Annotated in this window: 24 protein-coding genes and 2 tRNA genes; 1 reads left to right on the forward strand and 25 read right to left on the reverse strand. The window is 39.0% G+C overall.

Annotated features, from left to right (window positions below; translation table 11 throughout):
- Positions 1 to 40: 40 nt before the first annotated feature.
- From OW492_RS10830 to rlmE, 20 genes are all read right to left on the reverse strand, one after another.
- Positions 41 to 604 (reverse strand): hypothetical protein, encoded by a 564-nt coding sequence (locus OW492_RS10830; protein WP_290039973.1) that lies wholly within the window; start codon positions 602 to 604, stop codon positions 41 to 43.
- A complete protein-coding gene (locus OW492_RS10835) occupies positions 601 to 1,788 on the reverse strand; it encodes a DUF3500 domain-containing protein (RefSeq protein ID WP_290039974.1) in 1,188 nt (395 codons plus the stop codon). The genes OW492_RS10830 and OW492_RS10835 overlap by 4 nt, the downstream gene beginning before the upstream one ends.
- Before the next feature lie 48 nt (positions 1,789 to 1,836).
- Positions 1,837 to 2,148 carry a hypothetical protein gene (locus OW492_RS10840; protein ID WP_290039975.1) on the reverse strand — a complete coding sequence of 104 codons (312 nt, stop codon included), beginning with the start codon at positions 2,146 to 2,148 and terminating at the stop codon, positions 1,837 to 1,839.
- Between the two features lie 18 nt (positions 2,149 to 2,166).
- A complete protein-coding gene (locus OW492_RS10845) occupies positions 2,167 to 2,622 on the reverse strand; it encodes a DUF1499 domain-containing protein (RefSeq protein ID WP_290039976.1) in 456 nt (151 codons plus the stop codon).
- 81 nt (positions 2,623 to 2,703) lie between these two features.
- Positions 2,704 to 4,494 (reverse strand): DEAD/DEAH box helicase, encoded by a 1,791-nt coding sequence (locus OW492_RS10850; RefSeq protein WP_290039977.1) that lies wholly within the window; start codon positions 4,492 to 4,494, stop codon positions 2,704 to 2,706.
- Between the two features lie 107 nt (positions 4,495 to 4,601).
- Positions 4,602 to 6,461: a TIGR00341 family protein gene (locus OW492_RS10855; RefSeq protein ID WP_290039978.1), complete on the reverse strand. Its 1,860-nt coding sequence runs from the start codon at positions 6,459 to 6,461 to the stop codon at positions 4,602 to 4,604.
- A gap of 141 nt (positions 6,462 to 6,602) precedes the next feature.
- Positions 6,603 to 7,205, reverse strand: coding sequence for a protein-disulfide isomerase (locus tag OW492_RS10860; RefSeq protein WP_290039979.1), 603 nt, complete (start codon positions 7,203 to 7,205; stop codon positions 6,603 to 6,605).
- Positions 7,206 to 7,228: 23 nt separating this feature from the next.
- Complete coding sequence (locus tag OW492_RS10865; RefSeq protein WP_290039980.1) at positions 7,229 to 7,438, reverse strand: hypothetical protein; 210 nt, start codon at positions 7,436 to 7,438, stop codon at positions 7,229 to 7,231.
- A gap of 27 nt (positions 7,439 to 7,465) precedes the next feature.
- The gene (truB, locus tag OW492_RS10870; RefSeq protein ID WP_290039981.1) at positions 7,466 to 8,407 is read right to left on the reverse strand and encodes a tRNA pseudouridine(55) synthase TruB; all 942 of its coding nucleotides are present in this window, start codon (positions 8,405 to 8,407) and stop codon (positions 7,466 to 7,468) included.
- Positions 8,407 to 8,817, reverse strand: coding sequence for a 30S ribosome-binding factor RbfA (gene rbfA, locus OW492_RS10875; protein ID WP_290039982.1), 411 nt, complete (start codon positions 8,815 to 8,817; stop codon positions 8,407 to 8,409). The genes truB and rbfA overlap by 1 nt, the downstream gene beginning before the upstream one ends.
- Before the next feature lie 91 nt (positions 8,818 to 8,908).
- Positions 8,909 to 11,560 carry a translation initiation factor IF-2 gene (infB, locus tag OW492_RS10880; protein ID WP_290039983.1) on the reverse strand — a complete coding sequence of 884 codons (2,652 nt, stop codon included), beginning with the start codon at positions 11,558 to 11,560 and terminating at the stop codon, positions 8,909 to 8,911.
- A gap of 25 nt (positions 11,561 to 11,585) precedes the next feature.
- Positions 11,586 to 13,088, reverse strand: a complete 1,503-nt coding sequence (gene nusA, locus OW492_RS10885) for a transcription termination factor NusA (protein WP_290039984.1) — start codon at positions 13,086 to 13,088, stop codon at positions 11,586 to 11,588.
- A 14-nt stretch (positions 13,089 to 13,102) separates the two neighbouring features.
- Positions 13,103 to 13,561, reverse strand: a complete 459-nt coding sequence (gene rimP / locus OW492_RS10890; RefSeq protein WP_290039985.1) for a ribosome maturation factor RimP — start codon at positions 13,559 to 13,561, stop codon at positions 13,103 to 13,105.
- 278 nt (positions 13,562 to 13,839) lie between these two features.
- A tRNA-Met gene (locus tag OW492_RS10895) sits at positions 13,840 to 13,916 on the reverse strand.
- A 313-nt stretch (positions 13,917 to 14,229) separates the two neighbouring features.
- A tRNA-Leu gene (locus tag OW492_RS10900) sits at positions 14,230 to 14,314 on the reverse strand.
- A gap of 9 nt (positions 14,315 to 14,323) precedes the next feature.
- Positions 14,324 to 14,647 carry a preprotein translocase subunit SecG gene (gene secG, locus OW492_RS10905; protein ID WP_290039986.1) on the reverse strand — a complete coding sequence of 108 codons (324 nt, stop codon included), beginning with the start codon at positions 14,645 to 14,647 and terminating at the stop codon, positions 14,324 to 14,326.
- 218 nt (positions 14,648 to 14,865) lie between these two features.
- Complete coding sequence (glmM, locus tag OW492_RS10910) at positions 14,866 to 16,197, reverse strand: phosphoglucosamine mutase (RefSeq protein ID WP_290039987.1); 1,332 nt, start codon at positions 16,195 to 16,197, stop codon at positions 14,866 to 14,868.
- Positions 16,198 to 16,231: 34 nt separating this feature from the next.
- Positions 16,232 to 17,062, reverse strand: a complete 831-nt coding sequence (gene folP, locus OW492_RS10915; RefSeq protein WP_290039988.1) for a dihydropteroate synthase — start codon at positions 17,060 to 17,062, stop codon at positions 16,232 to 16,234.
- Positions 17,063 to 17,139: 77 nt separating this feature from the next.
- Complete coding sequence (gene ftsH, locus OW492_RS10920; RefSeq protein WP_290039989.1) at positions 17,140 to 19,077, reverse strand: ATP-dependent zinc metalloprotease FtsH; 1,938 nt, start codon at positions 19,075 to 19,077, stop codon at positions 17,140 to 17,142.
- Between the two features lie 51 nt (positions 19,078 to 19,128).
- Positions 19,129 to 19,782 (reverse strand): 23S rRNA (uridine(2552)-2'-O)-methyltransferase RlmE, encoded by a 654-nt coding sequence (gene rlmE, locus OW492_RS10925; protein WP_113818231.1) that lies wholly within the window; start codon positions 19,780 to 19,782, stop codon positions 19,129 to 19,131.
- 109 nt (positions 19,783 to 19,891) lie between these two features.
- On the opposite strand from rlmE, the gene yhbY reads away from it, so the two are divergent.
- Positions 19,892 to 20,188 (forward strand): ribosome assembly RNA-binding protein YhbY, encoded by a 297-nt coding sequence (gene yhbY / locus OW492_RS10930; RefSeq protein ID WP_113818288.1) that lies wholly within the window; start codon positions 19,892 to 19,894, stop codon positions 20,186 to 20,188.
- 80 nt (positions 20,189 to 20,268) lie between these two features.
- Here the strand turns inward: yhbY and greA are convergent, their stop codons facing one another.
- The 5 genes from greA to OW492_RS10955 form a co-directional block, all read right to left on the reverse strand.
- A complete protein-coding gene (gene greA / locus OW492_RS10935) occupies positions 20,269 to 20,748 on the reverse strand; it encodes a transcription elongation factor GreA (RefSeq protein ID WP_290039990.1) in 480 nt (159 codons plus the stop codon).
- A gap of 78 nt (positions 20,749 to 20,826) precedes the next feature.
- Entirely contained in the window at positions 20,827 to 21,612 is a 786-nt protein-coding gene (locus OW492_RS10940) for a TatD family hydrolase (protein ID WP_290039991.1), read from the reverse strand.
- Between the two features lie 74 nt (positions 21,613 to 21,686).
- Positions 21,687 to 23,273 carry a peptide chain release factor 3 gene (gene prfC, locus OW492_RS10945; protein ID WP_290039992.1) on the reverse strand — a complete coding sequence of 529 codons (1,587 nt, stop codon included), beginning with the start codon at positions 23,271 to 23,273 and terminating at the stop codon, positions 21,687 to 21,689.
- A gap of 213 nt (positions 23,274 to 23,486) precedes the next feature.
- Positions 23,487 to 24,149, reverse strand: coding sequence for a leucine efflux protein LeuE (gene leuE, locus OW492_RS10950; protein ID WP_290039993.1), 663 nt, complete (start codon positions 24,147 to 24,149; stop codon positions 23,487 to 23,489).
- 117 nt (positions 24,150 to 24,266) lie between these two features.
- Positions 24,267 to 24,686, reverse strand: coding sequence for a GNAT family N-acetyltransferase (locus OW492_RS10955; protein ID WP_290039994.1), 420 nt, complete (start codon positions 24,684 to 24,686; stop codon positions 24,267 to 24,269).
- Positions 24,687 to 24,748: the final 62 nt, after the last annotated feature.

The raw sequence follows: 24,748 nt of genomic DNA on the forward strand, positions 1-24,748 counted from the left end.
ACTAACTTTATTCACTAACACAATTGGTTAGCTAAATTCGTTAGTGATTTAGACGATGAACAACAGGTTTTCCCTGAGACTTCTTAAACCCAAAGTTAGCTAATTTAGTTAAGCTGTTATCCGCTTCTTGCCAATATACCGTTGCTCTGTGATTTCGTATTTCATGCATTATTACATCGTAACTAAGTTGTAATGGAAACCACTTTTCCGGTGCTTTATGGCTAACTAACAGCGTTACAAATACTGACTTAAAGTAACCCAAGTGTTCATTGTAAACCACATCAACTTCAGCTTGTTGCGCCTTGATCGGTAATTTTTCTCCAGCACGTTGTAAAAATAGATGCTGTTGTAAATAAGCTGCTAGTTCCTCTAACAGCTTAACCGATAGCTTTTGATCGACGTCAACCTGACTTAACGCCTTAAGCTCTGGTGCTGCGATCAACAAGTCTTCCAAAGGAAAGCTAATACTGACACTCAACGCTTGGTCTGCTTGTTCCGATAAGGTTACAACACTGCCAGGTAGCGAATGAGCATGTGTCGCACTGGCGCAAAATAAGTACAATAATGCGAGTAAATTAATGCGTAGTGCTTTACTCAAGATCATTCAGTTTGACCACCGTAATCATCCGTTTTATCACGCCAAACAGAATGGGGATGGTTACCTTTTTCATTGGTTGATTTATTAGATTGTAACGAAAACTCAATCCACAGAGATGGGCCATCAACTCGTACGTAATCATCTTCACTGTTTAAATCGGTTGTGCCTGAGTAGCCGATTACTGTGCCATCCATTTCCGAACGGTATTTATCCATATACTTTTTAGCATCGATTGCATTAATATCGTCAACATAGGTAGCAATTGCTTTTAGCAGCAATACCTTTTGAGTGTCACTGAGTTTTTTAACACTCATCCCTTCTTGTTGATCAGGAATGGCATCATCAGCCTGCGGGCCGGCAAGTATATCGCGGTAAGTACCTTCTAATTCAGCTTCTTTAAGCTGCTCGGGTGTTAACGAGTTAAGTAAAGCGGCAAAAGTATCTCTTTCTTGTAACATCGGAATGTTGGTTCTTCCATTCATTTCAAAAGCATGGAAAGGCTCTATGCCTCTAAACGAAGGTGTTGCACCAATTAACTCACCATCTTTGTATGTGTTTGATAAAGCTAAGTGATGCCCTCCGTAATAAAGTTCCCAGAGACCTGTTTTAGAGGGTGTACCTAAAAAGGCCAGTTTACTATTAAACGAAGAATAACCCGCTTTATAATCATCGCTCACCGTACCGATATAATCATCTGCATTCAGCGTTTGTAATAACTCATCAAAACCTTCATTTTCTTCAATGCCTGTTGCTTCCATTAAGATAGCTTTTACCACGCCACGTTGCTCAACCTTTAACTCACCTAAAAAGATACCAGGACGAGAAGGAAAAGCCCCTGCAGGCAGATTGCTCCACTTTTTAGCTTCGGCAACAGAATAATCTAATTGCATTAATGCTAATGCATCATCGGAAACGCTTGATTTCAAAAGATCAATTAAACAAAGTAATCGAGTCACACCTGGTTGGTCGCCACAGGTTTCTACGGACTCAGGAATAGCAATAGTCCCCATCAGTGTCCCTGTATCACCTAAACGAGCCTGTATCGCGGCATTTTCAGGTGATGGAGGATGCCCATGTTCAGCATCAGGGCCGTGTTGGTGCTCAGATTCAGCATGAACATAACTACTAGTTAGCACACCTGCTAATAACGCGCTCATAAAAACTGGTAAGGTCATTTTCTTTCTATTCATGTGCTTCTCCGATGATGAGGTAATTAAAATGTCGTTCTTTCTGCATTATTAAACGATATATTTTTCAGCTAGCTGCATGACCAATTCATTAGATAGATTCGATAGCGAGTACTGGTCAATAAAAGTAAACGCTTCAGTGCCTGCTTCGCCTGTCCCAACACCAACTACCTCTGGGTGTGCATCTAAAATGATAAACATCAATTTAAGATTACGTTTAATGTTATTAATCGTCACTGCATTAGAAGCTTGTAAGCTTTGCTCTAACAACCCAACAGTACTCGATAAGTCAGGATATTTATCTATTAACTGATCGTTTGTTTCTGCCACTAATGTTAATAGTTGCTCAATATTTTTATCCAAGATAGTTCCTTTTCTCTACTATTGGTCAGCTAATAAAGCCTTAAGTTGCTCAATACGTTTTTTATTTGCACCAAAATCTTTACGCCCTACGCGTGATGACGATCTGAAATGTAGTTGTTGATCATCGGTAATTCTAAACTCTACGTCATCCACAAAACCAAACACTCCCGACGTAAAAGTGCTGGCGATATAGGATGAATCAGACGTTACAATTTCTCCGCCCATTGCCTCAATAGCCGTTTTAAGTTTATCCATAAACACCGGTTTTTCTTGGCTAAAAGTTAAGGATTCAATGGTCGCTGGGTGGTTATCAATAACTTCACTGATCACACAATTCTCAGTGCTAATACAAGCTTGTAAATGCCATTCTTTTAGCCCTAATGCTTGGCCTTTTTTAGAGAGCATCCCCAACACAAAAAATGCGATAACTATAATCACAGCAATTGCAATCAGGATATAGAGTAACTTATTCATAATATTAACCTTATTTGATAACTATATTTAAATTTCAATATGTGTGTTGATGCTTGAAAGATCACCGCTCCCCCCCTTATTTTATGACTCTATTTGCTCTAAAATTTCAACTGCCTTGGGGAACTGCTCGATATTGAACAGTTTATCTCTCACTTGCCAAAATCGCCCTACTTTATGGGCAATCACGATTTCTGGCGCTTGTAATCTATGTTCATTTTGAATCACTTTGGTCACCGACGAATCGGTAAAAGGACGAAAACGATCAATTAAATGTGGTTGAATAAAACGCTGTAAAAACATCGCTTTTTGTTTTACCGTGGTTAACTGCCAGAATTCACTGATCTGTCCTTGACCACCATGATAGGTCACCTTCAACTGGTTTTTACCATGTTTATTTTTTGTACCTTCGAGTTGCATATCATCACAACGAATAATCATTGCATCTTTTAGCTTTAACGCTTCACGTAATTTTTTATCGGGGTCAACTAATACCGCTTCGCAGTGTCCGCATACTCGAGCAGCAATATCATTATCTAAACCGCACTGGTCACAAAATTTAGCACGAAAACGATAATCACAATGTACTCTTTCTTCAAACTTATTACCCTGATCATCGTCGGTTATTTTTAAGGAATAACCTTGGCATTTACGACCATAATGTTCAATCACAAAACCGGCTGGATCAACCTTTCCCCAAAAGTTATTATTAAACTGGCAAGCAGGACAAGGAATTGTAACAATTTCACTACCACTCTCTGGTTTTTCTTGCCCTACTTCAGGTTGATATAAGTCGTAGCAATTCCCTGCAAACTCCATCACTAAACAATCTGTTTTACCTTCTGATAAGCGTAATCCTCGCCCAACAATTTGCTGGTATAAACTAATTGATTCAGTAGGCCGTAAAATAGCGATGAGGTCGACATGTGGTGCATCAAAACCTGTGGTTAACACGGAAACATTTACCAAGTATTTAATCTTTTTAAGTTTAAAGTCTTGGATTATTTGGTCGCGATCTTTGCTCGCAGTATCACCGATAATCAAAGCGGCGCTTTGCTCTGATAAATAGCCCATAATCTCCTGTGCATGCTTTACTGTTGATGCAAAAATCATGACCCCTTGACGATCTTCAGCATGTGCAATGACAGACTTAATAATTTCAGGTGTAGCTCGACCGGATTTTTCGATGACTTTATTTAAATCTGATTCTTTATATGCGCCTGTATTAGCGGGAGAAATTTGTGAGAAGTCATAACTTAATACCGCCATGTCCATCACTTTGGGTTCAGTTAAAAACTTTTCATCTAATAAGAAGCGGATCGGTAAATCAAAAATGCAATCACGGAAAAAACGCGGTGCTTCGCTGCGTACTTGGCCCCGAGTATGGTATTGATAAATCCAGCCTAAACCTAATCGGTACGGTGTTGCAGTTAACCCTAAAACCTTTAGGTTTGGATTGATAGATTGTAAGTGTTTAATCACTTTTTGATAGCTTGAATCACCTTGCATAGGCACTCGATGGCACTCATCAATTACTAAAAGTGAGAAAGCATCATCAAATAGATCCAAGTTATTCACTATCGACTGTACCGATGCAAAGACCACTTGTTGCGAGGTTTCTTTACGTCCTAGTCCAGCTGAGAAAATAGAAGCTTCAACGCCATAGCTTTCGTATTTAACATGATTTTGCTCTACCAGCTCTTTAACGTGAGCAAGTACTAACACACGTCCTTTGGCTATTCTTGCTAGCTCTGCAATGATCAGGCTCTTACCTGCTCCTGTAGATAAAGCCAACACAGCCGGTGAACTAAAGCGACGAAAATAATGCAAAGTCGCATTCACAGCATCTTGCTGATAAGGACGAAGTGTAAACATAAAGAACCGTTATAAATCATTAATAAAAGAGAAGTTTAACATGATTTACTGCCCTTTAAATTAGCTTAGTATCAGAAGCTTTAGAAGCGAGTAAACACTTACTTTATTTATTCCCTGCGAATAACTACTTGTGCTTCCATCACCACTTTTTGTTGTAACTGGGATTCGATACTGCCTTTAATTTTATCCAGTTTTTCGCTATTTAGAGTTTCTGGTGTCACTATTTTCAATGACACTTCAATAGGGGCTAAGGCTCTTGCATAGACTTCACGGAGTACCACTTGCCCTATCTCCTTGCCTTCTAACTGTTGCATTATTTTTGCTTCCTGCGATAAACGTAAGAAACTAAATACTAAAGGAATTGACACTAAAGCCACGCCAATAAAAGCGATCATCAAGCCTTTTTTTGCGCGAGTAAAGGGAGCAAAACCAAGTGCTAGAAACGTTAAAGCAGCAGCAAAAACGATACCAGCTAAGTTAGTAAGAAATAATAACATGGCCCCCCAAGCAACGTGTGAGTCCATCCAACCAATACCAATACCTGTTACCGATAATGGAGGCACTAAAGCAACGGCTATGGCAACACCCGCTAGACTCTTAGCCGCATCGACTCTTGCATGAGCATAAGCACCAGCAATACCTGAAATAACCGCCACCCCTAAATCTAATAAGCTGGGGCTTAATCGTGCCGCAATTTCAGGTGTAGTAATCTCCATTGGGATAATAAAACTAGCGACGGAGGAGAAACCTAGCGAGACTAATATACCGATACTTAGGGTCCGCGCACTGGCAGTTAATAACGAAGGATCCTGTCGAGCAAGTGCCATTGATAGAGAGATAATCGGTGCCATTAAGGGCGCTAAAATCATCGCGCCAATAATGACAGGTGCAGAACTAGCAAATAACCCGACGCTGGCCAATAAGGTAGATAATGCCATCAAGGTTAGAAAAGCAGAAGATGCGGTCGCATTGTCTCTTAGCAGTTGATATAAATCTTTAAACTCATCAGTTGCAGCATGCGCAATAAATGCCAATGGTTTAGAGGCAATCTCAGACACTGCACCACCTGAAGGTAAACGAGTAGTTTTAACCTGCTCTTTTTGAGCACTTGATGCATCTATGATAGGTAATGATTCACCCACTAATAATGCTAATTGTTCGGGCTCAGTTTCAATGGCCAGCGTTTGAGCTTCACGAGTTTGACCGTCAATTGAATATTCAAATTTATCGCCATTAGTGATCGTTAGTGCAGTGCTTTTTATTAAACCTAGAAAACTCGGTAAGGAATAGTACTTAATCACCGACGTCATAATAAAAAAGCGCAATAACTCCATTACACTACGAGGTGCAATAATCATTGCATGGCACATACCATCATTAATATGGCTATTAGGTAAAATATGTTTTGATAACCAAGAGTCATGTACATGCCCGACCACCACCACGCCTAACGCTGCTGTGGTCACTGTACTTTCATTTGCAGTAATAAACGTCATTTTTTTAGGGCAAGCACGACGAATTTTAGTGATGTTATGCCAGCCTAATTTGACTCTTTCTATAAAGCCTAAGCTTTTAGCGGTAGGAATTAAGTTAAAGCTTTCCCCTAACACCAATGAAGATAATAGAATATCACCATTACACCGGACGATATCTACTTTCTTTACTTCACTTTGTTCAGCATCTTGAATCGCTTTTTTAAGATTACTCTGAGCACAAAATCCGCGCTTGGCATATAAAGCATCAGGATGAGGTAAGATAGCCAAGTGCCAGCTGCCTTCAATCGCAGCTTCAATCAAAGCAGGTACTTGCTGATCATTAAGATAAGCATACACACGGGCCCCTTCGGAAAAGGTTAAGGCTTGACCGTCCCACGCTCGAGGTAACACACTTTCTTTAAAATAGGGCAACACATTATCAGCAAGCTGATCTTTTTGTTCAATATCAAAAAGCAGGAAGCTATCGGCCATCTTGTATTCTCACTGAAACAGTTGATAAAAATACAGTATGCGTTTAGGTATTAGGAAGTGCAATAAGTAACTGTTAACAAAATAAAAAGGGAATGTGATTGGTATTAGCACACTCCCTTTAAAGTAGCAGGTTGATATAGCTTAACCTTGTAGCTGTTTTTCTACATCGGCCACAATGCTTTGTGGGTTACTCAAATATTGAGCATGATTTAACAGTACGGCATTATCATTGTGCACCAACAATAAAGCAGGGAAAGAAGCTGTGCCCATAAAGCCTTGTAATTCACTGATGTCTGACTGAACATACATAGCATCTTTACTTAGCTCTTCTTTAAATACCTTATTGGGTATCGACAGTTTTAGGGTTTCAGCCAGTTCTGTAAAATCAATTTTTTTGCCTAAAGAATTACCTTCAACAAAATGAGCATGCTGTAACGCTTGTAATACAGGCAATAACTTTTCTGGTTGCTTAGCAGCAATCCAAGTTAATAAATTTGCACTAATTATGCTATTTTTAGGGCTATCTACAAAACGCACATAATCCTGTGAAAAAACAACATCACTCTCTTGCTCTACTGATTTAAGGGTATTAAATCCAACGCTATTACCACCATCATAATGCGCACAGTGCCATGCATTTATTTCCATATCAGGAAATGCATTTTCCAGTGCAAGCACTAACGGTGTTGCTGCATAACTCCATGGACAATGAGAGTCGTAAATAAAATATAGTTCTGAACTCATATATATTACCTTTACTCGGACTTTTATTGTTCGAGTTCTAAATTAATCTGGGTACAACCTTTACTGCATTGTACGCCACTTTCGCCTTCGCTAAGTACCGTTAAAGTTAATGGCTTGTCACAGGTTTCACAAAGTACCGTCTGTCCTTTTGCAATGCGTTTTATCACGTTACGCTGCTCGTTAAAGGAGTCTGCAGTAGTTTTATTAATTTGAGAAAAGTCTATTTTAGTCATATTGATACCCATTCACTAGAAATACAATTAAGAAGGATCTAAGTTTGCTAATCGTTTCGGAGCAATTAATCCATCATCGTTCATTTGCCCGACGCCAATAAAGGTTTTTTGATCGCCTACTGTGATTCTAACAATTGTATTGTCTGGTGCGCCAAAGACTTGTACCGGTTGGCCGTGCAATACATAAGCCCCCATCTCATCTGAAATGTTGACTTCTGGATAGTTTTTCACTGCCGTATCCATCTCTAATAACAACGGATCTAATAAGTCGTATGGGCTAATATCTTCAGTTTTCGCTTTTACAATCAATGCTTCAAGCTCTTCAATAGTGACCATACGTTGATATGGATAATCAGCAACTTGCGTACGACGTAACATAGAAACATGTGCGCCACAGCCTAGTAATTCCCCTAAATCATCTACAATAGTACGAATATAAGTACCTTTGCTTACATGTATATCTAAATCAACTTCATTGCCTTCAAAGCGCAATTGGTTGATTTCATAAACAGTAATCGGACGAGCAGGACGATCGATGGTAATCCCTTCACGTGCATATTTATATAGAGGTTTACCTTCAAACTTCAAGGCTGAATACATAGAAGGAACTTGCTCAATATCACCACGGAATGTATCCAAAGCTGCATCAAGCTGTTGTTGCGTCACTGATACAGGCTTTTCACACACAACGTCACCTTGTGAGTCACTTGTGTCTGTTCTAACACCCAGCGTAGCCGTTACCGTGTAACGTTTATCAGAGTCTAATAAAAACTGTGAAAACTTAGTAGCCTCTCCTAAACAAACAGGCAACATACCAGTCGCTAGAGGGTCTAAAGCACCAGTATGTCCTGCTTTTTGTGCAAAGAAGATACGTTTAACACGTTGTAATGCATGATTGGAACTGATGTCCGTAGGTTTATCTAATAAAACGATGCCATTAATCGGGCGACCCTTTCCACGTTTTGCCATTACTTTGCATCCTCTTCTTGCTCTTCTTCACGACCCGCTTCTTTCAATTTAACTTTATCGTTTTTCACTGCACCACTAACTAATTCTGAAATACGTAAGCCTTCAGTTAGTGTTTCATCAAAGGTAAAACGGATTTCCGGCACAATACGTAAACGCATTGCTTTACCTAATAAACGACGAATGTAACCAGAAGCAGCGTTTAAGCCTTTTAACGATTCTTCATTCGTTTGGTCACCAATGGTTAAAAAGGTAACAAATACGGTTGCGTAAGCAAGGTCTCGAGTGATATCAACACCTGAGATAGTTACCATGCCAATACGTGGATCTTTTACTTCTTGTTGTAGAATTCGAGCAAGTTCTTTTTGTACTTGCTGAGAAACTCGAGAAGTACGGCTATATTCTTTTGCCATTTTTAACTCCTAATCAGCACCCTTTTAAGTGCTGTTTAAATAAGAATGGAGGCAAAAGCCCCCATTCGTCATCATCATTCAGATATTAAAACTAAAGAGTACGTTTAACTTCAATAGTTTCAAATACTTCGATTTGGTCGCCTACGCGTACATCGTTGTAGTTCTTAACACCGATACCACACTCAACACCGTTACGAACTTCGTTTGCGTCATCTTTAAAGCGACGTAATGATTCAAGTACACCTTCGTAGATAACCACGTTTTCACGTAATACACGAATTGGGTTATTACGTTTAATCGTACCTTCAGTCACCATACAACCAGCGATTGCACCAATCTTAGGTGATTTAAATACTTCACGTACATCAGCAATACCTGTAATTTCTTGTTTAAACTCAGGTGCTAATAAACCACTCATTGCAGAGCGTACTTCATCAATTAGATCATAGATGATGCTGTAGTAACGTAATTCAACCGCTTCGTTATCAATTAATTTACGCGCAGATGCATCAGCACGTACGTTAAAGCCGATTACGATTGCACCAGAAGCTGAAGCAAGAGATGCATCAGTTTCAGTAATACCACCAACACCACGACCGATAATGTTCACTTTAACTTCATCAGTAGATAATTTGTTTAATGATTCGCAAATTGCTTCAAGTGAACCTTGAACGTCAGACTTAAGTACAACGTTAAGTTCAGATACTTCACCCGCTTCCATGTTAGAGAACATGTTTTCAAGTTTCGCTTTCTGTTGACGAGCTAGTTTGATATCACGGAATTTACCTTGACGGTATAATGCAACTTCACGTGCTTTCTTCTCATCTTTAACAACTGTCGCTTCATCACCCGCTTGTGGAACACCTGATAAACCAAGTACTTCAACAGGAATAGATGGACCAGCAGATTCAATCGGCTTACCGTTTTCATCACGCATAGCACGAACACGTCCGTACTCAAGACCACATAATACGATATCGCCTTGTTTAAGTTCACCTTGTTGTACCAAGATAGAAGCAACTGGACCACGACCTTTATCAAGACGAGATTCAATAACTACACCAGACGCAGGGCCTGTAGAAACCGCTTCTAAATCTAGCATTTCAGCTTGAAGTAAGATGCTATCTAATAACTCATCAACACCAGTACCTACTTTAGCAGAAACGTATGAGAAGATGTTTTCACCACCCCATTCTTCTGAAATAACGTCATGTTGTGAAAGTTCCGTTTTAACACGGTCAAAATCAACACCTTCTTTATCGATTTTGTTCACTGCAACCATTAACGGTACACCAGCTGCTTTAGCATGTTGAATCGCTTCAACAGTTTGTGGCATAACACCATCATCTGCTGCAACTACAAGGATAACGATATCCGTTGCTTTAGCACCACGTGAACGCATTGACGTAAACGCCGCGTGTCCTGGTGTATCTAAGAACGAAATCATACCTTTATCTGTGTCTACATGGTAAGCACCGATATGCTGTGTAATACCGCCGGCTTCGCCGTCAGCAACTTTTGCACGACGAATGTAATCAAGTAGTGACGTTTTACCGTGGTCAACATGACCCATGATAGTTACCACTGGTGCACGAGATGTTTTCGCTCCACCTTGTTGTGCTTCAGCTAGTACTGATTCTTCTAACTCATTTTCTTTTGTTAGGATAACTTTGTGACCCATTTCTTCAGCAACGATAGTTGCTGTTTCTTGGTCGATCACTTGGTTGATGGTTGCCATTGCGCCCATCTTCATCATCACTTTAATGACTTCAGTTGCTTTTACAGCCATTTTACTTGCTAGCTCTGCAACTGAAATTGTTTCACCAATTTTAACGTCACGTTCAACTTTAGCAGCAGGTTTTTCAAATGCTTGTTGAAGTGCAGAAGGAGTTGCTGTTGCGCCTTTCTTACCACGACGATTGTTACGACCATTGCGACGAGAGTAAGGTGTTTCAAGAGGCTTATCAGCTACTGCTTTCTTTTTCTTTTTACGGTGAGTTGGACCTTCCGCTTTTGCATCAACAGAATCTTCAGCTGCACGAGCTTCCGAAGAAGTTGTTACGTGGTAATCAGCACCTTCAGCTGCTTTACGGTCAGCTTCTTCTTTTGCCCAACGCGCTGCATTTTCTTCAGCTAATTTTTTAGCGTTTTCAGCTTGTAATGCGGCTTCTTTCTCAACTTTAGCTAAAGCTTCAGCTTCTGCTTTTTTCTGCAAGTCAGCCGCTTCTTTTTCTAATTGAAGTTGCTCTTCTGTTTTAGTTGATTTAGATGCAGCTTGTTTTTGTTTGTTTGCTGCAGCTGCTGCTTTCGCTTTTGCTTCTGCTTCTTTCTTAGCCGCTAATTTTTCAGCTAGTACTTTTTCAGCTTGCTCTTTCTTCGCATCTAACTCAGCTTGAATTTTTGCTTCAGCTTCTGCTTTGATTGCTTGCTCTGCCGCTTTTTCAGCTTGAATCTCTTCATCAGTACGCTTAACAAAAGTACGTTTTTTACGCACTTCTACATTGACTGCGTTTGATTGACCTTTTACGTTTAACGTCGTTTTTGTTTTACGTTGTAAAGTCATTTTTTGTTTTTGCTCACCACCGTGTTGCTTTTGTAGATGAGTCGTTAATTTCTCTTTTTCTTCAACGCTTACTGTGTCGCTAGCTTTTTTAGTAATACCGGCAGCCGCAAACTGCTGAACTAACGCATCTTCAGATTTATTTAAGTCTTTAGCGAGGTCTTTTAATAGAATTTCTGACATTATTTATTTCTCCATACTGACGCTATTACGCATCTTCACTAAACCAACAGATATTACGAGCTGACATGATCAGTGCCGCTGCTTTTTCTGCATCTAGTTTTTCATCAATCTCTAGTAGATCATCAACAGCTTGTTCTGCTAAGTCTTCTAACGTAACTACACCTTTACTTGCCATTACAAATGCAAGGTGAGCTTCTAAGCCTTCAAGTGCTAATAAATCATCAGCTGGTTTTGCACCCTCAAGGCTTTCTTCTTCAGCAAGCGCTTTTGTTGCTAATACATCTTTCGCGCGAGTACGTAACTCTTCAACCATCTCTTCATCAAGACCGTCGATAGCAAGTAACTCCTCAGCAGGAACGTAAGCAATCTCTTCTAGAGAACTAAACCCTTCCTCAACCAATACACCAGCAAAGTCTTCATCAATTTCTAATGCAGATGTAAACACTGAAATTACATTATCAGTTTCAGCTTGATGTTTAGCTTGTAACTCTGCAACTGTCATTACATTTAATACCCAACCAGTTAGTTGTGATGCTAAACGAATGTTTTGACCATTACGACCAATAGCTTGTGCTAGGTTATCTTCTTCTACTGCGATATCCATGCTGTGTGAGTCTTCATCAACAACGATAGAAGCTACTTCAGCAGGTGCCATTGCGTTAATAGCAAATTGTGCTGGGTTCTCATCCCATAGGATAATATCAACACGCTCACCACCTAGCTCATTTGATACAGCTTGAACACGAGCACCACGCATACCAACACATGCACCGATTGGATCAATACGTTGGTCGTTTGATTTAACAGCAATCTTCGCACGAGAACCTGGGTCACGAGCAGCACCCATTAAGTCAATCATCTCTTCAGCAATTTCAGGCACTTCTAAACGGAACAATTCAACCAATACATCTGGCTGTGTACGCGTCATGAATAATTGTGCTCCACGTGCTTCAGGGCTTACCTTAAATAATAAACCACGTAGACGATCACCTGGGCGGAAGTTTTCACGTGGTAACATTTCATCACGGAAAATAACTGCTTCAGCATTGTTACCGAGATCTAATAAAATACTATCACGAGTCATACGTTTAACTACACCAGTGATTAACTCACCTTCTTTTTCAGCATACTGTGCAACAACTTGTGCACGTTCTGCTTCACGTACTTTTTGTACGATAACTTGTTTTGCTGTTTGTGTTGTAATACGGTCAAATGTTACTGAATCGATTTCATCTTCAATAAATTCGCCCACTTGAATTTCTGGGTTATCATATTGTGCAGCTTCAAAAGTCATCTCTTTTGCTGGGTTTTCCATTTCAGCATCAGACTCAAGCACTAACCAACGACGGTATGTATCAAAATGTCCCGTTTCACGATCAATATCAACACGTACTTCAATTTCTAATTCGTATTTCTTTTTAGTTGCGATAGACAATGCACTTTCTAATGCTTCAAAAATTGCTTCTCTCGGTAAGCCTTTTTCATTTGAAACCGCTTCAACAACCAATAAAATTTCTTTATTATTCATTTTTAACGCCTTAATTAATCAAATTTTGGAACTATATTCGCTTTCTGGATATTACTCAGCGCGAAGCGCTCTTCTTTACCCTCAACAGAGATGGAAACAATTTCTCCATCCACATTACTAATTACACCTTTCCATCTGCGGCGATTTTGTATCGGCATACGCAATTGGATTTTCACTTCTTCACCTATAAATGCAGCATATTGAGCAGCATTAAATAAGGGTCTTTCCATACCTGGAGATGATACTTCTAATGTGTATTCATTGGTGATTGGATCTTCAACATCCATAATCGCACTTACCTGACGACTTACCGCGGCACAGTCATCAACTAAAATACCTTCTTCTTGATCAATATAAATACGTAATGTTGAGTGCTTACCCGCACGAACATATTCAATACCAACCAATTCGTAGCCAAGATCTTCCACACTTGGCGCTAACATTTCAGTTAGACGCTCTTCTAAACTTGCCAAATCTATCCCCTTTCAGAAACAAAAAAAGGGCATATAGCCCTATTTAAATAACAACTTATGTTTATTTTTCATAAACATAAGTTGTTAGAAAGCGTACCAATTTAAAAAATCAAATACGCAAATAACAAAAAAGCCCCAATAAATTGGAGCTTCATTCTTTTTGTTTGATTAAATCAAACAAGATATTGCTATTGAGCACTGCAATATCGAATGTAGTAATAAAGTAAAAATCACTTTATTCACCTTAACAAGCTAATTATAAATTACCTTGTAGAAAGTGGTTGCGAGAGCTGGATTTGAACCAACGACCTTCGGGTTATGAGCCCGACGAGCTACCAAGCTGCTCCATCTCGCGTCCGAACTATTGTTTAAACATTATAATAACATTCAAACTGAAACTTTAATTAAGTAATGAATTACTTGTTACGAAAGCAGGATTTGAACCAACGACCTTCGCCTTTTTACCGCTAAGAAAGAGCCCGACTAACTTCTACCAAGCTGCTCCATCTCGCGTCCGAACTATTGTTTAAATGTTGTTAAAAACATTTAAACTAAAATCTTTTATTTGAGGCTTAAACAAAGAGTCTTACTTTTTGTTTAATTGATTGCCTTGAAAACGCGCACATTATAGCGAATTAGTCATATTAGCGCAATCAAAAAACATAATTTGGTGCGGATAGAGAGACTTGAACTCTCACGGCCTAAGCCACAGCCCCCTCAAGGCTGCGTGTCTACCAATTCCACCATATCCGCTTTAAAATATTACTCAGGAATTTGAGTAGAGGTATCAACTTCAACAGGTACTTCTGAAGCTTGTTCAACTGCTAAGTTTGAGAACTCTTCGTTTGTTGATACGTGATGTGAAGACAGGTTACCTAATACTAAGCTTAATACAAAAAATACTAACGCTAAGATACCAGTAGTACGAGTCATAAAGTTGCCTGAACCACTTGCACCAAATACTGTGTTAGAACCACCAGAGCCAAAAGATGCGCCCATGCCTGCTCCTTTACCTTGTTGGATTAATACAAAACCAACTAAAATAATTGAAACAATTAAATAAACAACTAACAGTATTTCATACATATTCACATTACCTAATTTAACTTATTAAAACTTCCTGTGCTCCCACAAAGAAGCGGACGAATACTACCCAATGCTGGTGCAGATCACAAGTGAATATTGATACAAATTAATTACTTGTTATTACAACAGACTAAACCGTTTAAAAAAACATCAAATAGTTTCACATATAAAGTAAGCCTGCATTAAACCATTTCATCAGGCTTACTCTACAATCTAGTTTAAACCTTTACTTTACTTGCAAGAGATTTAGCATAACCCAATACCTTCTCTTCGCTTTCATCGGCTTCAACCATAACCCTAAAGACTGGCTCAGTGCCGGATTTACGTAGTAAAACACGGCCTTTTTCACCTAATAAAGCTTCTATTCGAGCTAACTCTTTTAGTACATCTTCATCTTGCAGTGGATCAATTTCATTATTATAACGGATACTTTCTAGTATTTGAGGGTACTTTCTCATGCCTTGACGTAAATCATGTAGATTCATACGGCTACCTTGCATTGCCCCCATTACTTGTAAACCAGACACAATACCGTCACCTGTCGCTAAATGCTCTGCACAAATAACATGACCTGAATTTTCAGCGCCAATCGTCCAACCATTTTTCTTCATTAACTCCATTACATGGCGATCACCAACATCAGAACGGTCAAATGGAATGCCTAAAGTTTTAAGTGCTTGCTCTAAACCTAGGTTAGACATTTTAGTCCCAACCGCACCACCGTTTAAGGTACCTTTACGTAGTTTATCACGGGCGATAATATACAATAATTCATCACCATCTAAGACATAACCAGTGTGATCGACCATCATTACTCGATCACCATCACCATCAAAAGCGACACCAAAGTCCGCTTTTTCTTCAATAACACGTTTTGAAATGGCGTCCATACTGGTCGCACCACAATTAAGGTTAATATTTACACCATTTGGCTCAACGCCCATAGCAATGACCTCAGCACCTAACTCACTAATGACTGAAGGAGCAATATGATAAGTCGCACCATTAGCACAATCGACAACAACCTTTAGACCAGCAAGACTAAACTCAGAAGGGAAAGTACTCTTACAAAACTCTATATAACGACCTGCTGCATCATTGATACGGTAAGCTTTACCCATTTCACTACTATCAACACACTTCAATTCTTTATCTATTTCAGCTTCTATTTCTAATTCAACTTTCTCAGATAATTTAATTCCTTCATGTGAAAAGAATTTTATACCGTTATCGTAATACGGGTTATGAGATGCACTGATCACGATACCAGCCGTTGCACGGAAAGTATGAGTCAAATAAGCGATAGCAGGTGTTGGCATTGGCCCCATCAATACAGGAATAATACCGGCAGAAGTTAAACCAGCTTGTAATGCAGCTTCTAACATGTAACCAGATATACGTGGGTCTTTACCAATTAATACTTGTTTATTGCCCGATTTAGCTAATACACGGCCCGCAGCCCAACCTAGCTTTAAAGCAAATTCAGGTGTAATTAAAGACTCACCTACTTTGCCGCGAATACCATCGGTACCAAAATACTTTTTATTCATAAAATAACTTTTACCATCATCGGAGATACCTTTACTATTTGAAGGTATTTATTTGCTGTAATACTTTCATGACATCAACAGTTTCTCGGACATCGTGAACACGGATAATTTTTGAGCCTTGCTGCATGGCGATCATTGCCCCAGCTAAACTTCCTGCTAAACGGTCATTTATATCACGATTTAGTAGTTGACCAAACATTGATTTACGAGAAACACCGGTTAACACCGGAAATCCTAAGTCTATGAAACCTTGAGTAGCATTCAGTAGGTCAAAATTATGTTGTAAGGACTTACCAAAACCAAAACCTAGGTCAATAATAATATTTTCTCGCTTGATACCTTGGTCAATACACTGTTCACTACGTTCAACTAAAAACGCTTTTACTTCTGCAACAACGTCTTTATAGTCTGGCGCGCTTTGCATACTTCTTGGTTGACCTTGCATATGCATTAAACAAACGGGCACATCAGCTTCAACTGCTGCGGCCAATGCTCCCTCTTCTTGCAGCGCTCGCACATCATTAATAATATTAGCACCCGCTTTTACTGCTTCACGCATCACTTCTGCTTTACTAGTATCAATAGAGATCCAGCAGTCTAACTGTTGCTTGATCGCTTTAATAACAGGTATAACTCTCCCTAATTCATCGGCTAACACGACATCATCGGCACCAGGACGTGTCGACTCACCACCAATGTCAATAATGGTGGCACCTTGCTCTAGCATCACCTTGGCACGTTCCACTGCTTGCTCTACTTGCGCAAACTTACCGCCATCTGAGAATGAATCTGGAGTTACATTTAAAATCCCCATAATTTGTGGCTGGCTAAGATCGAGGTGTTTATGTCGGCTGGTTAATATCATGGCTTTACACTTAATTGGTTAATAAAAAAAACCTAAGCAAGCTTAGGTTTTTTAGTGGGAGAGTATAAACAATATAATTATTTATTGTCTTTGTCTTGCTCACTTTCTGTCGATTCAGTTTCCGTTGTCGTTTCTGTTTTCTCTTGCTCAACAAAATCTTCAACTTTGTCAGCGGTCACAGGATCTTTAACTGACTCTAGCTCTTTCTCATCGTCCCAATCACTTGGTGGACGAACAGTAACGCGAGCCATCAAATCGTCAACTTGATCAGTATCAATGGTTTCATATTTAACCAATGCATCTTTCATTGCATGTAAGATATCTATGTTATCAGTTAATAGCTGATACGCACGTTTGTAGTTAGTATCGATAAGGACTTTTACTTCATCATCGATAACTTTACCTGTTTCGTGCGAAACAACATTAGAACGTAAACTACCTTGCTCACCAGTTAATAGAATTGGACCAAGTTTTTCAGAGAAACCCCATTCCGTTACCATTGCACGGGCAATTGCCGAAGCTTGTTTAATATCCTGCGATGCGCCAGTTGATACTTTTTGTGCACCATAAATAAGCTCTTCAGCAATACGGCCACCATAAGCAACCGAAATACTGCTTTCTAACTCATCTTTATTTTGCGAAATCTGATCCCCTTCAGGCAAGAACTGAGTTACACCTAAAGCGCGCCCACGCGGAATGATCGTTACTTTATGAATTGGGTGATGCTGTGGTACTAATTTAGCAACAATGGCATGCCCTGCTTCATGGTAAGCCGTTGACTCTTTATCTTTATCTGTCATGACTAAGCTACGACGCTCTGCACCCATTAGGATTTTATCGCGCGCTTGCTCAAAGTCTTCTCTTGATACAGTACGTTTATTGCCACGTGCAGCAAATAATGCAGCTTCATTCACTAGGTTTGATAAATCAGCACCAGAGAAACCAGGTGTACCACGTGCTAACACAGAGGCTTTCACAGTGTCGTCCAATGGAATTTTACGCATGTGTACTTTTAAGATTTGTTCACGACCACGTACATCCGGCAAACCAACCACAACTTGACGGTCAAAACGACCAGGACGAAGTAATGCTGCATCAAGTACGTCTGGGCGGTTCGTCGCAGCAATAACGATAATACCTTCATTGCCTTCGAAACCATCCATTTCAACTAGCATTTGGTTTAATGTTTGTTCGCGCTCATCATTACCACCACCCATACCTGCGCCACGTTGGCGACCTACAGCATCGATTTCATCGATAAAGATAATACAAGGAGCTGATTTTTTAGCTTGTTCAAACATATCACGTACACGTGAAGCACCAACACCCACAAACATCTCTACGAAATCAGAACCGGAAATTGAGAAGAATGGTACTTTTGCTTCACCAGCAATCGCTTTTGCTAATAATGTTTTACCTGTACCTGGAGGACCCACTAGTAATACACCAGTAGGAATACGTCCACCAAGCTTTTGGAATTTGCTTGAATCTTTTAAGTAATCAACTAATTCAACAACATCTTCTTTAGCTTCATCACAACCTGCAACATCTGCAAACGTTGTTTTAATTTGGTCTTCGCTCATCAATTTGGCTTTACTCTTACCAAACGACATAGCACCGCCTTTACCACCACCTTGCATATTACGCATAAAGAAGATCCAAACACCGATTAATAGCAGCATTGGGAACCATGAAACAAAAATAGACGCTAGGAAACTAGTTTCCTCTGGAGGCGTACCTTCTACCTTTACATCATTTTTAATAAGGTAGTTAACTAAATCCAAGTCTGGTGCTGGGATATATGTAACAAATGGTGTTTGATTACTTTTTAACCCCTTAATTTCTTGACCATTAATTTGTACTTGTTGGATCAGCCCTTGGCTTACTTCTTTGTTAAAACTGGTATAGTCGATTTGTGATTTATTCGTATCGTCTGATCCAAAGCCTTGGAATAAAGACATTAAGACTACTGCGATGACTAACCACAATATCAGGTTTTTTGCCATATCGTTCAAGATGTAAACCTCATGTTTAAAATGAATATAATATAATAGTAAATCAGATTACTACAGTTTAAAACCGGTCGCCACTAAATAAACTTCGCGAGATCTCGCTCTTGAAGAATCGGGTTTTCGTGTTTTAACTGATTTGAATAATTTTCGTACTTCGCTTAGGTAAGATTCGTATTCTGCTCCCATGAAAACTTTAACGATAAAGCTGCCATCTTTCACTAAAACATCTCGACACATATCTAAAGCAAGCTCGACCAAATACATTGATTTAGGTTGATCAATACCTGCGTTACCACTCATATTAGGAGCCATATCCGATAACACTACATCAACTTTATTATCCCCAATACGTTGCAATAAAGCATTTAAGACCACTTCCTCGCGGAAATCACCTTGTAAAAAGTCCACACCAGCGATTGAATCCATAGGTAAAATATCACAAGCAATCACTTTGCCTTTCATTCCTACTTTATCAACGGCCCATTGTGACCAACTACCCGGCGCAGCCCCTAAATCAACCACGGTCATACCAGGGCGGATCAATTTATCTTTACCGTTAATTTCATCGAGTTTAAATACGGCACGAGAGCGAAGTCCTTGCTTGTTAGCTTCTTTCACGTACTTATCATTCACATGTTCCTGCATCCAACGTTTTGAACTGCCTGATGCACTTTTTTTAAGACGATTTGTACTGTCTGGTTTTGCCACAATGACTTCCTTAGCGAACGAATATTAGGATAAATAATAATCTAAATAGTAAAGGTTAATATTTAAGGGTAGAATGAACCGTTTTCAACCCTTAATGAAAGATATTTGCATGAAATTATCAAACAAACAGAAACAATTTTTAAAAGGTTTAGCACATCCTTTGAAACCAGTAGTACTACTAGGACAAAATGGCTTAACCGAAGGTGTATTAGCTGAGATCGAAAATGCGATCAGCTTCCACGAATTAATTAAAGTAAAAGTAGCAACGGATGACCGTGAAACTAAACAACTTATTATTGATGCTATCGTACGCGAAACAGAAGCGTTAGCGATTGCAAAAATCGGTCATATTGTTGTTCTATACCGCCCAAGCGAAGCTAAGAAAATAGAATTACCACGTAAATAATTACGTTTTAATCTTATTTTAAATAAAAAGCCCAGTAAATCTGGGCTTTTTATTATCTTGATTTTGTTCAGTTTTGTGAACTAAGCGATGTATTCAACTTTAGTAATATCATAATCAATCACGCCACCAGGTGTCGTAATTGAGATTTCATCGTCTAATTTTTTACCTATTAAGCCACGTGCAATCGGTGAATTGATAGAGATAAGATTACTCTTAATATCTGATTCATCATCACCAACAATTTGATATGTCACTTCTTCTTCAGTATCAACATTAACAATTGTCACTGTTGCACCGAATATAACTTTACCGTTGTTGGCAATTTTAGTCACATCGATTATTTGTGCATTTGAAAGTTTAGCTTCGATATCTTGAATACGACCTTCACAAAAACCTTGTTGCTCACGAGCTGCATGGTACTCTGCATTTTCTTTTAAATCGCCATGTTCACGAGCTTCAGCAATAGCATGTACAATCTCTGGACGCTTAACTGTTTTTAACTGCTCTAATTCAGCACGTAAAATTTCAGCGCCTTTTGCTGTCATTGGGTATTGAGTCATTAACCATCACCTTATTCTGGAAAAAATGTTTCACTAACTATATTTGGAAAAGCGATTATTTTACGCTAATTACTGGCATTAGTCATTTATTATAGAAAAAATGCTTTTGCTATTGTTATAAATTTGCTGTGCGATCACGTCTCGAGGCTCTTCACGCAGAGCACATAATGCATCAAAAATTAAGGGGATATTTAAAGGTGAGTTATACACAGTTTGCTGTTGATAAATAGGCATATCTGGCGCATCTGTTTCTAACAATAAACTGCTTAAAGGTAAGTTTTTCAGCGTACTTTGAGTTTTCTTAGCCGTAGGGTGAGTGATCACACCACCAATACCTAACTTAAAACCTAATTTAATAAATTCATTAGCAATTTCTTCACTGCCCGAGAAAGCATGGTAAACCCCACCATATGAGAATTTTGTTTGTTTTAATAACTGTAAAATACGAGATTGAGTTTTTACCACATGTAAAATAACAGGCAGTTGCAAACGCTGTGCAATGGCTAGCTGAGCTAAAAACAGCGACTCTTGGGTTTCCATACTAGTTTCAATCAACTTATCTAACCCAATTTCTCCCAAAGCAACACAATGACTCCCAGGTTGCCGCTGTAAGTTATCAAGGGTCGATTCAAGCAATGCAAGGTCACCCTCTTTAATACTTGTTAAAAAATGCGGATGAATGCCTAATGCAAAATACAATTCAGGATATTGTTCACAAAGGGCAATGATACCAGACCAATGCTGCGCATCGGTTGCAGGAATAATAACGTGATTGATATGAGCCTGCTTTAAATCAACTAATAAATGGTTAAGATCTTTTTTAAAGCAGTCAAAATTTAAATGGCAATGGCTATCTATAAACATATTATTATCCCAAGCATATAAAAAAAGCGTCCGAAGACGCTTAATTATAAACACTTAACGCATAATAATAACGATTAATGTTCGCGTGTTTTACGGAACTTAACGTCTGGGTAACGTTCCATCGCTAGATTTAAATTAACCATAGTAGGCGCTACGTAAGTTAAATTATTACTTCCATCTAATGCTAGGTTATCGTAAGCTTTTTTCTCAAACTCAGCCATTTTAATTGGATCTTCACAATCAACCCAAAGTGCTGTTGCTACACTGATACCTTCATAGATAGCATCTACTTTGTATTCAGATTTTAAACGTTGTACAACCACTTCAAACTGTAGAACACCAACCGCACCAACAATCAGGTCATTACTACGTAAAGGACGAAATACTTGTACAGCCCCCTCTTCCGATAGCTGCATTAACCCTTTCAACAGTTGTTTTTGTTTTAACGGATCTTTTAAACGGATACGACGGAACATTTCTGGTGCGAAGTTAGGAATACCAGTAAATTTCAAGTCTTCACCTACGGTAAAAGTATCACCGATTTGAATCGTGCCGTGATTATGCAAACCAATAATATCACCAGAGAATGATTCATCAGAAGCTGTTCTGTCCCCAGCCATAAAGGTTACAGCATCAGAAATACTGACCATTTTACCCGTACGCACATGATGCATTTTCATGCCTTTTTCATACTTACCTGAACAGATACGCATGAAAGCAATACGGTCACGATGTTTTGGGTCCATATTCGCTTGAATTTTAAACACAAAACCAGAGAAAACTTCTTCTGTCGGCTCAACAACGCGCTGTACTGTTGCTCGTGGTAATGGTTTTGGTGCCCATTCCACTAATCCATCGAGTACATGGTCGACACCAAAGTTACCTAATGCAGTACCAAAATAAACGGGCGTTAATTCACCTGATAAAAACATATCTTCATCAAATTCATTAGAAGCGCCTACCACTAACTCCATCTCATCACGTAGATCGTCGGCATGGTTTGGTAAGGCTTTATCTAATTCAGGGTTATCTAGCCCTTTAATAATACGAACTTCTTGAATTGTGTGACCTTGACCTGATTCATATAAAATCACTTCATCACGTAAAATGTGGTAAACACCTTTAAATTCTTTGCCCATGCCAATTGGCCAAGTAATAGGCGCACAAGCAATATTAAGGACGTCTTCAACTTCATCCATCAATTCGATTGGGTCACGAGTATCACGGTCACATTTGTTCATAAAAGTAATAATAGGTGTATCACGTAGACGTGTTACTTCCATTAACTTGATGGTACGTTGTTCAACACCTTTTGCGGCGTCAATCACCATTAAACAAGAGTCAACAGCAGTTAACGTACGGTAAGTATCTTCCGAGAAATCTTCATGTCCAGGTGTGTCCAGTAAGTTTACTAGACCATCATTGTATGGGAACTGCATTACCGATGTAGTGATCGAGATACCACGATCTTTTTCCATCTCCATCCAGTCAGACTTAGCATGTTGACCTGATTTTTTACCTTTTACTGTACCCGCTTTTTGTAGCGCGTTTCCGAATAATAATACTTTCTCAGTAATGGTTGTTTTACCCGCATCAGGGTGAGAGATGATTGCGAATGTGCGTCTAGAATTGACTGCCTCTAGAAATTTAGCGTCTGCCATATTTAGTTTTCTCTTTATATGCGCATTAAACTGCGCACAATATTTTTTCTACGAAATGAGTGATTTATAAATTTGGCAGAACTATAGCAAATTGCCTAGATGAATTCATTTCCTATTATCTTAATTAGTATAAATTTGTTGTTTATATTTCGTTCAAAAAGATACACCATTTAATATTGAATATTGAATCCGTATAGCTCCTTCCCCCTAAAATCAGGTGGCACTGGCTAACGCTAATTTAACCGCAAAGCCAACAAATCCGACGCCTACAGTACCACCAGAAACAGCACTGACTCTTTTACGTTTTCTAAAGCCAGCAGCCAATGTTGAGCCCGCGTAAATTAAGGTCGCTAAGTACAGTAAACTAAATACTTGAATGGTGACTGCAAGTATTAAAAAAGGTACGACAGGTTGCGGGTAAGTGGGGTCAACAAACTGTGCAAAAAACGATAAGAAGAACAAAATCGCTTTGGGATTTAATAAACTAACTAACAATGCTTTTCTAAAGGCTTGTGAAGCACTGGTTTTTTTTATCTCAACCGTTTCCTCTAGATTAACTTGACCTAATTGGCGCCAAGATCTTATTGCCCCACTAATTAACTGATATCCTATATATACAAGATAACCAGCCCCCGCATATTTAATAAACATAAAAACAGCAGGGTAAGAGGTCAATATAGTTACCGCCCCTAACGCAGTAGCAATAATCAATAACGAGTCACCAATTAATACCGCGGCAACTGCAGCCCACCCTATACGTCTACCCTGTTGTGCTGCCAATGCTAAAACATATAAAGAATTCGGGCCTGGTAATAAAATAACAAACAATGCCCCAAAAAAATAAGTAATATAATTAACTACGCCAAATGCTTCCATATTCCCTCTTTAATTAACGCTTTACCTTTAAATATACTAACGTATCCAAATTTATTATTGCTGCCAATAGATCATCTAATCACTTGATTTTTTATACTCTTTATTAAGTATATTATTTCATGTATTACATTTTTTCTGATAAATATCAGGTCGGTGTAATTCCATAAAAAGCGCCGGTGATGCTAAGGCCGAAAAGCCAAATTGTTTATATAAATTATGTGCATCATTGGTGGCGAGTAGTACCTGACGTAACTTCTGTAACTTTGGGTCATCAATAATAGTTTGTAAAAGCCATTTACTTACCCCTTTACCGCGATGTTCGGGTAACACAAACACATCAGCCAAATAAGCAAAAGTTGCGTAATCAGTAATCATACGCGCAAAAGCGACTTGCTGCCCTGCATCAGTAAAAACACCAAAGCAAAATGAGTTACTAACCGCAGTTTGCATTGTCGATAAAGAAACACCTTTCGCCCAATAAGAGTCAGATAAATCCATCTGCTTTGTATCAGAACTGATTTTATATCCTACTACCATAACACCCTCCAATCTCCATCACTCACTGTGAATAGACTAGTTGCCAATAATGATATCTAGCT

The sequence above is a fragment of the Psychromonas sp. 14N.309.X.WAT.B.A12 genome, assembly GCF_030397575.1.
Classification (GTDB): Bacteria; Pseudomonadota; Gammaproteobacteria; order Enterobacterales; family Psychromonadaceae; genus Psychromonas.

Bases quoted from the DNA above. Each gene is read 5' to 3' on its own strand.
- greA (WP_290039990.1), bottom strand. From the start codon at position 20,748: ATGACTCAATACCCAATGACAGCAAAAGGCGCTGAAATTTTACGTGCT.
- infB (WP_290039983.1), bottom strand. From the start codon at position 11,560: ATGTCAGAAATTCTATTAAAAGACCTCGCTAAAGACTTAAATAAATCT.
- leuE (WP_290039993.1), bottom strand. From the start codon at position 24,149: ATGGAAGCATTTGGCGTAGTTAATTATATTACTTATTTTTTTGGGGCA.
- OW492_RS10850 (WP_290039977.1), bottom strand. From the start codon at position 4,494: ATGTTTACACTTCGTCCTTATCAGCAAGATGCTGTGAATGCGACTTTG.
- folP (WP_290039988.1), bottom strand. From the start codon at position 17,062: ATGATATTAACCAGCCGACATAAACACCTCGATCTTAGCCAGCCACAA.
- yhbY (WP_113818288.1), top strand. From the start codon at position 19,892: ATGAAATTATCAAACAAACAGAAACAATTTTTAAAAGGTTTAGCACAT.
- OW492_RS10845 (WP_290039976.1), bottom strand. From the start codon at position 2,622: ATGAATAAGTTACTCTATATCCTGATTGCAATTGCTGTGATTATAGTT.
- truB (WP_290039981.1), bottom strand. From the start codon at position 8,407: ATGGCAAAACGTGGAAAGGGTCGCCCGATTAATGGCATCGTTTTATTA.
- OW492_RS10955 (WP_290039994.1), bottom strand. From the start codon at position 24,686: ATGGTAGTAGGATATAAAATCAGTTCTGATACAAAGCAGATGGATTTA.
- OW492_RS10940 (WP_290039991.1), bottom strand. From the start codon at position 21,612: ATGTTTATAGATAGCCATTGCCATTTAAATTTTGACTGCTTTAAAAAA.
- OW492_RS10865 (WP_290039980.1), bottom strand. From the start codon at position 7,438: ATGACTAAAATAGACTTTTCTCAAATTAATAAAACTACTGCAGACTCC.
- OW492_RS10855 (WP_290039978.1), bottom strand. From the start codon at position 6,461: ATGGCCGATAGCTTCCTGCTTTTTGATATTGAACAAAAAGATCAGCTT.
- OW492_RS10860 (WP_290039979.1), bottom strand. From the start codon at position 7,205: ATGAGTTCAGAACTATATTTTATTTACGACTCTCATTGTCCATGGAGT.
- rbfA (WP_290039982.1), bottom strand. From the start codon at position 8,817: ATGGCAAAAGAATATAGCCGTACTTCTCGAGTTTCTCAGCAAGTACAA.
- secG (WP_290039986.1), bottom strand. From the start codon at position 14,647: ATGTATGAAATACTGTTAGTTGTTTATTTAATTGTTTCAATTATTTTA.
- OW492_RS10835 (WP_290039974.1), bottom strand. From the start codon at position 1,788: ATGAATAGAAAGAAAATGACCTTACCAGTTTTTATGAGCGCGTTATTA.
- prfC (WP_290039992.1), bottom strand. From the start codon at position 23,273: ATGGCAGACGCTAAATTTCTAGAGGCAGTCAATTCTAGACGCACATTC.
- OW492_RS10830 (WP_290039973.1), bottom strand. From the start codon at position 604: ATGATCTTGAGTAAAGCACTACGCATTAATTTACTCGCATTATTGTAC.
- nusA (WP_290039984.1), bottom strand. From the start codon at position 13,088: ATGAATAATAAAGAAATTTTATTGGTTGTTGAAGCGGTTTCAAATGAA.
- glmM (WP_290039987.1), bottom strand. From the start codon at position 16,197: ATGAATAAAAAGTATTTTGGTACCGATGGTATTCGCGGCAAAGTAGGT.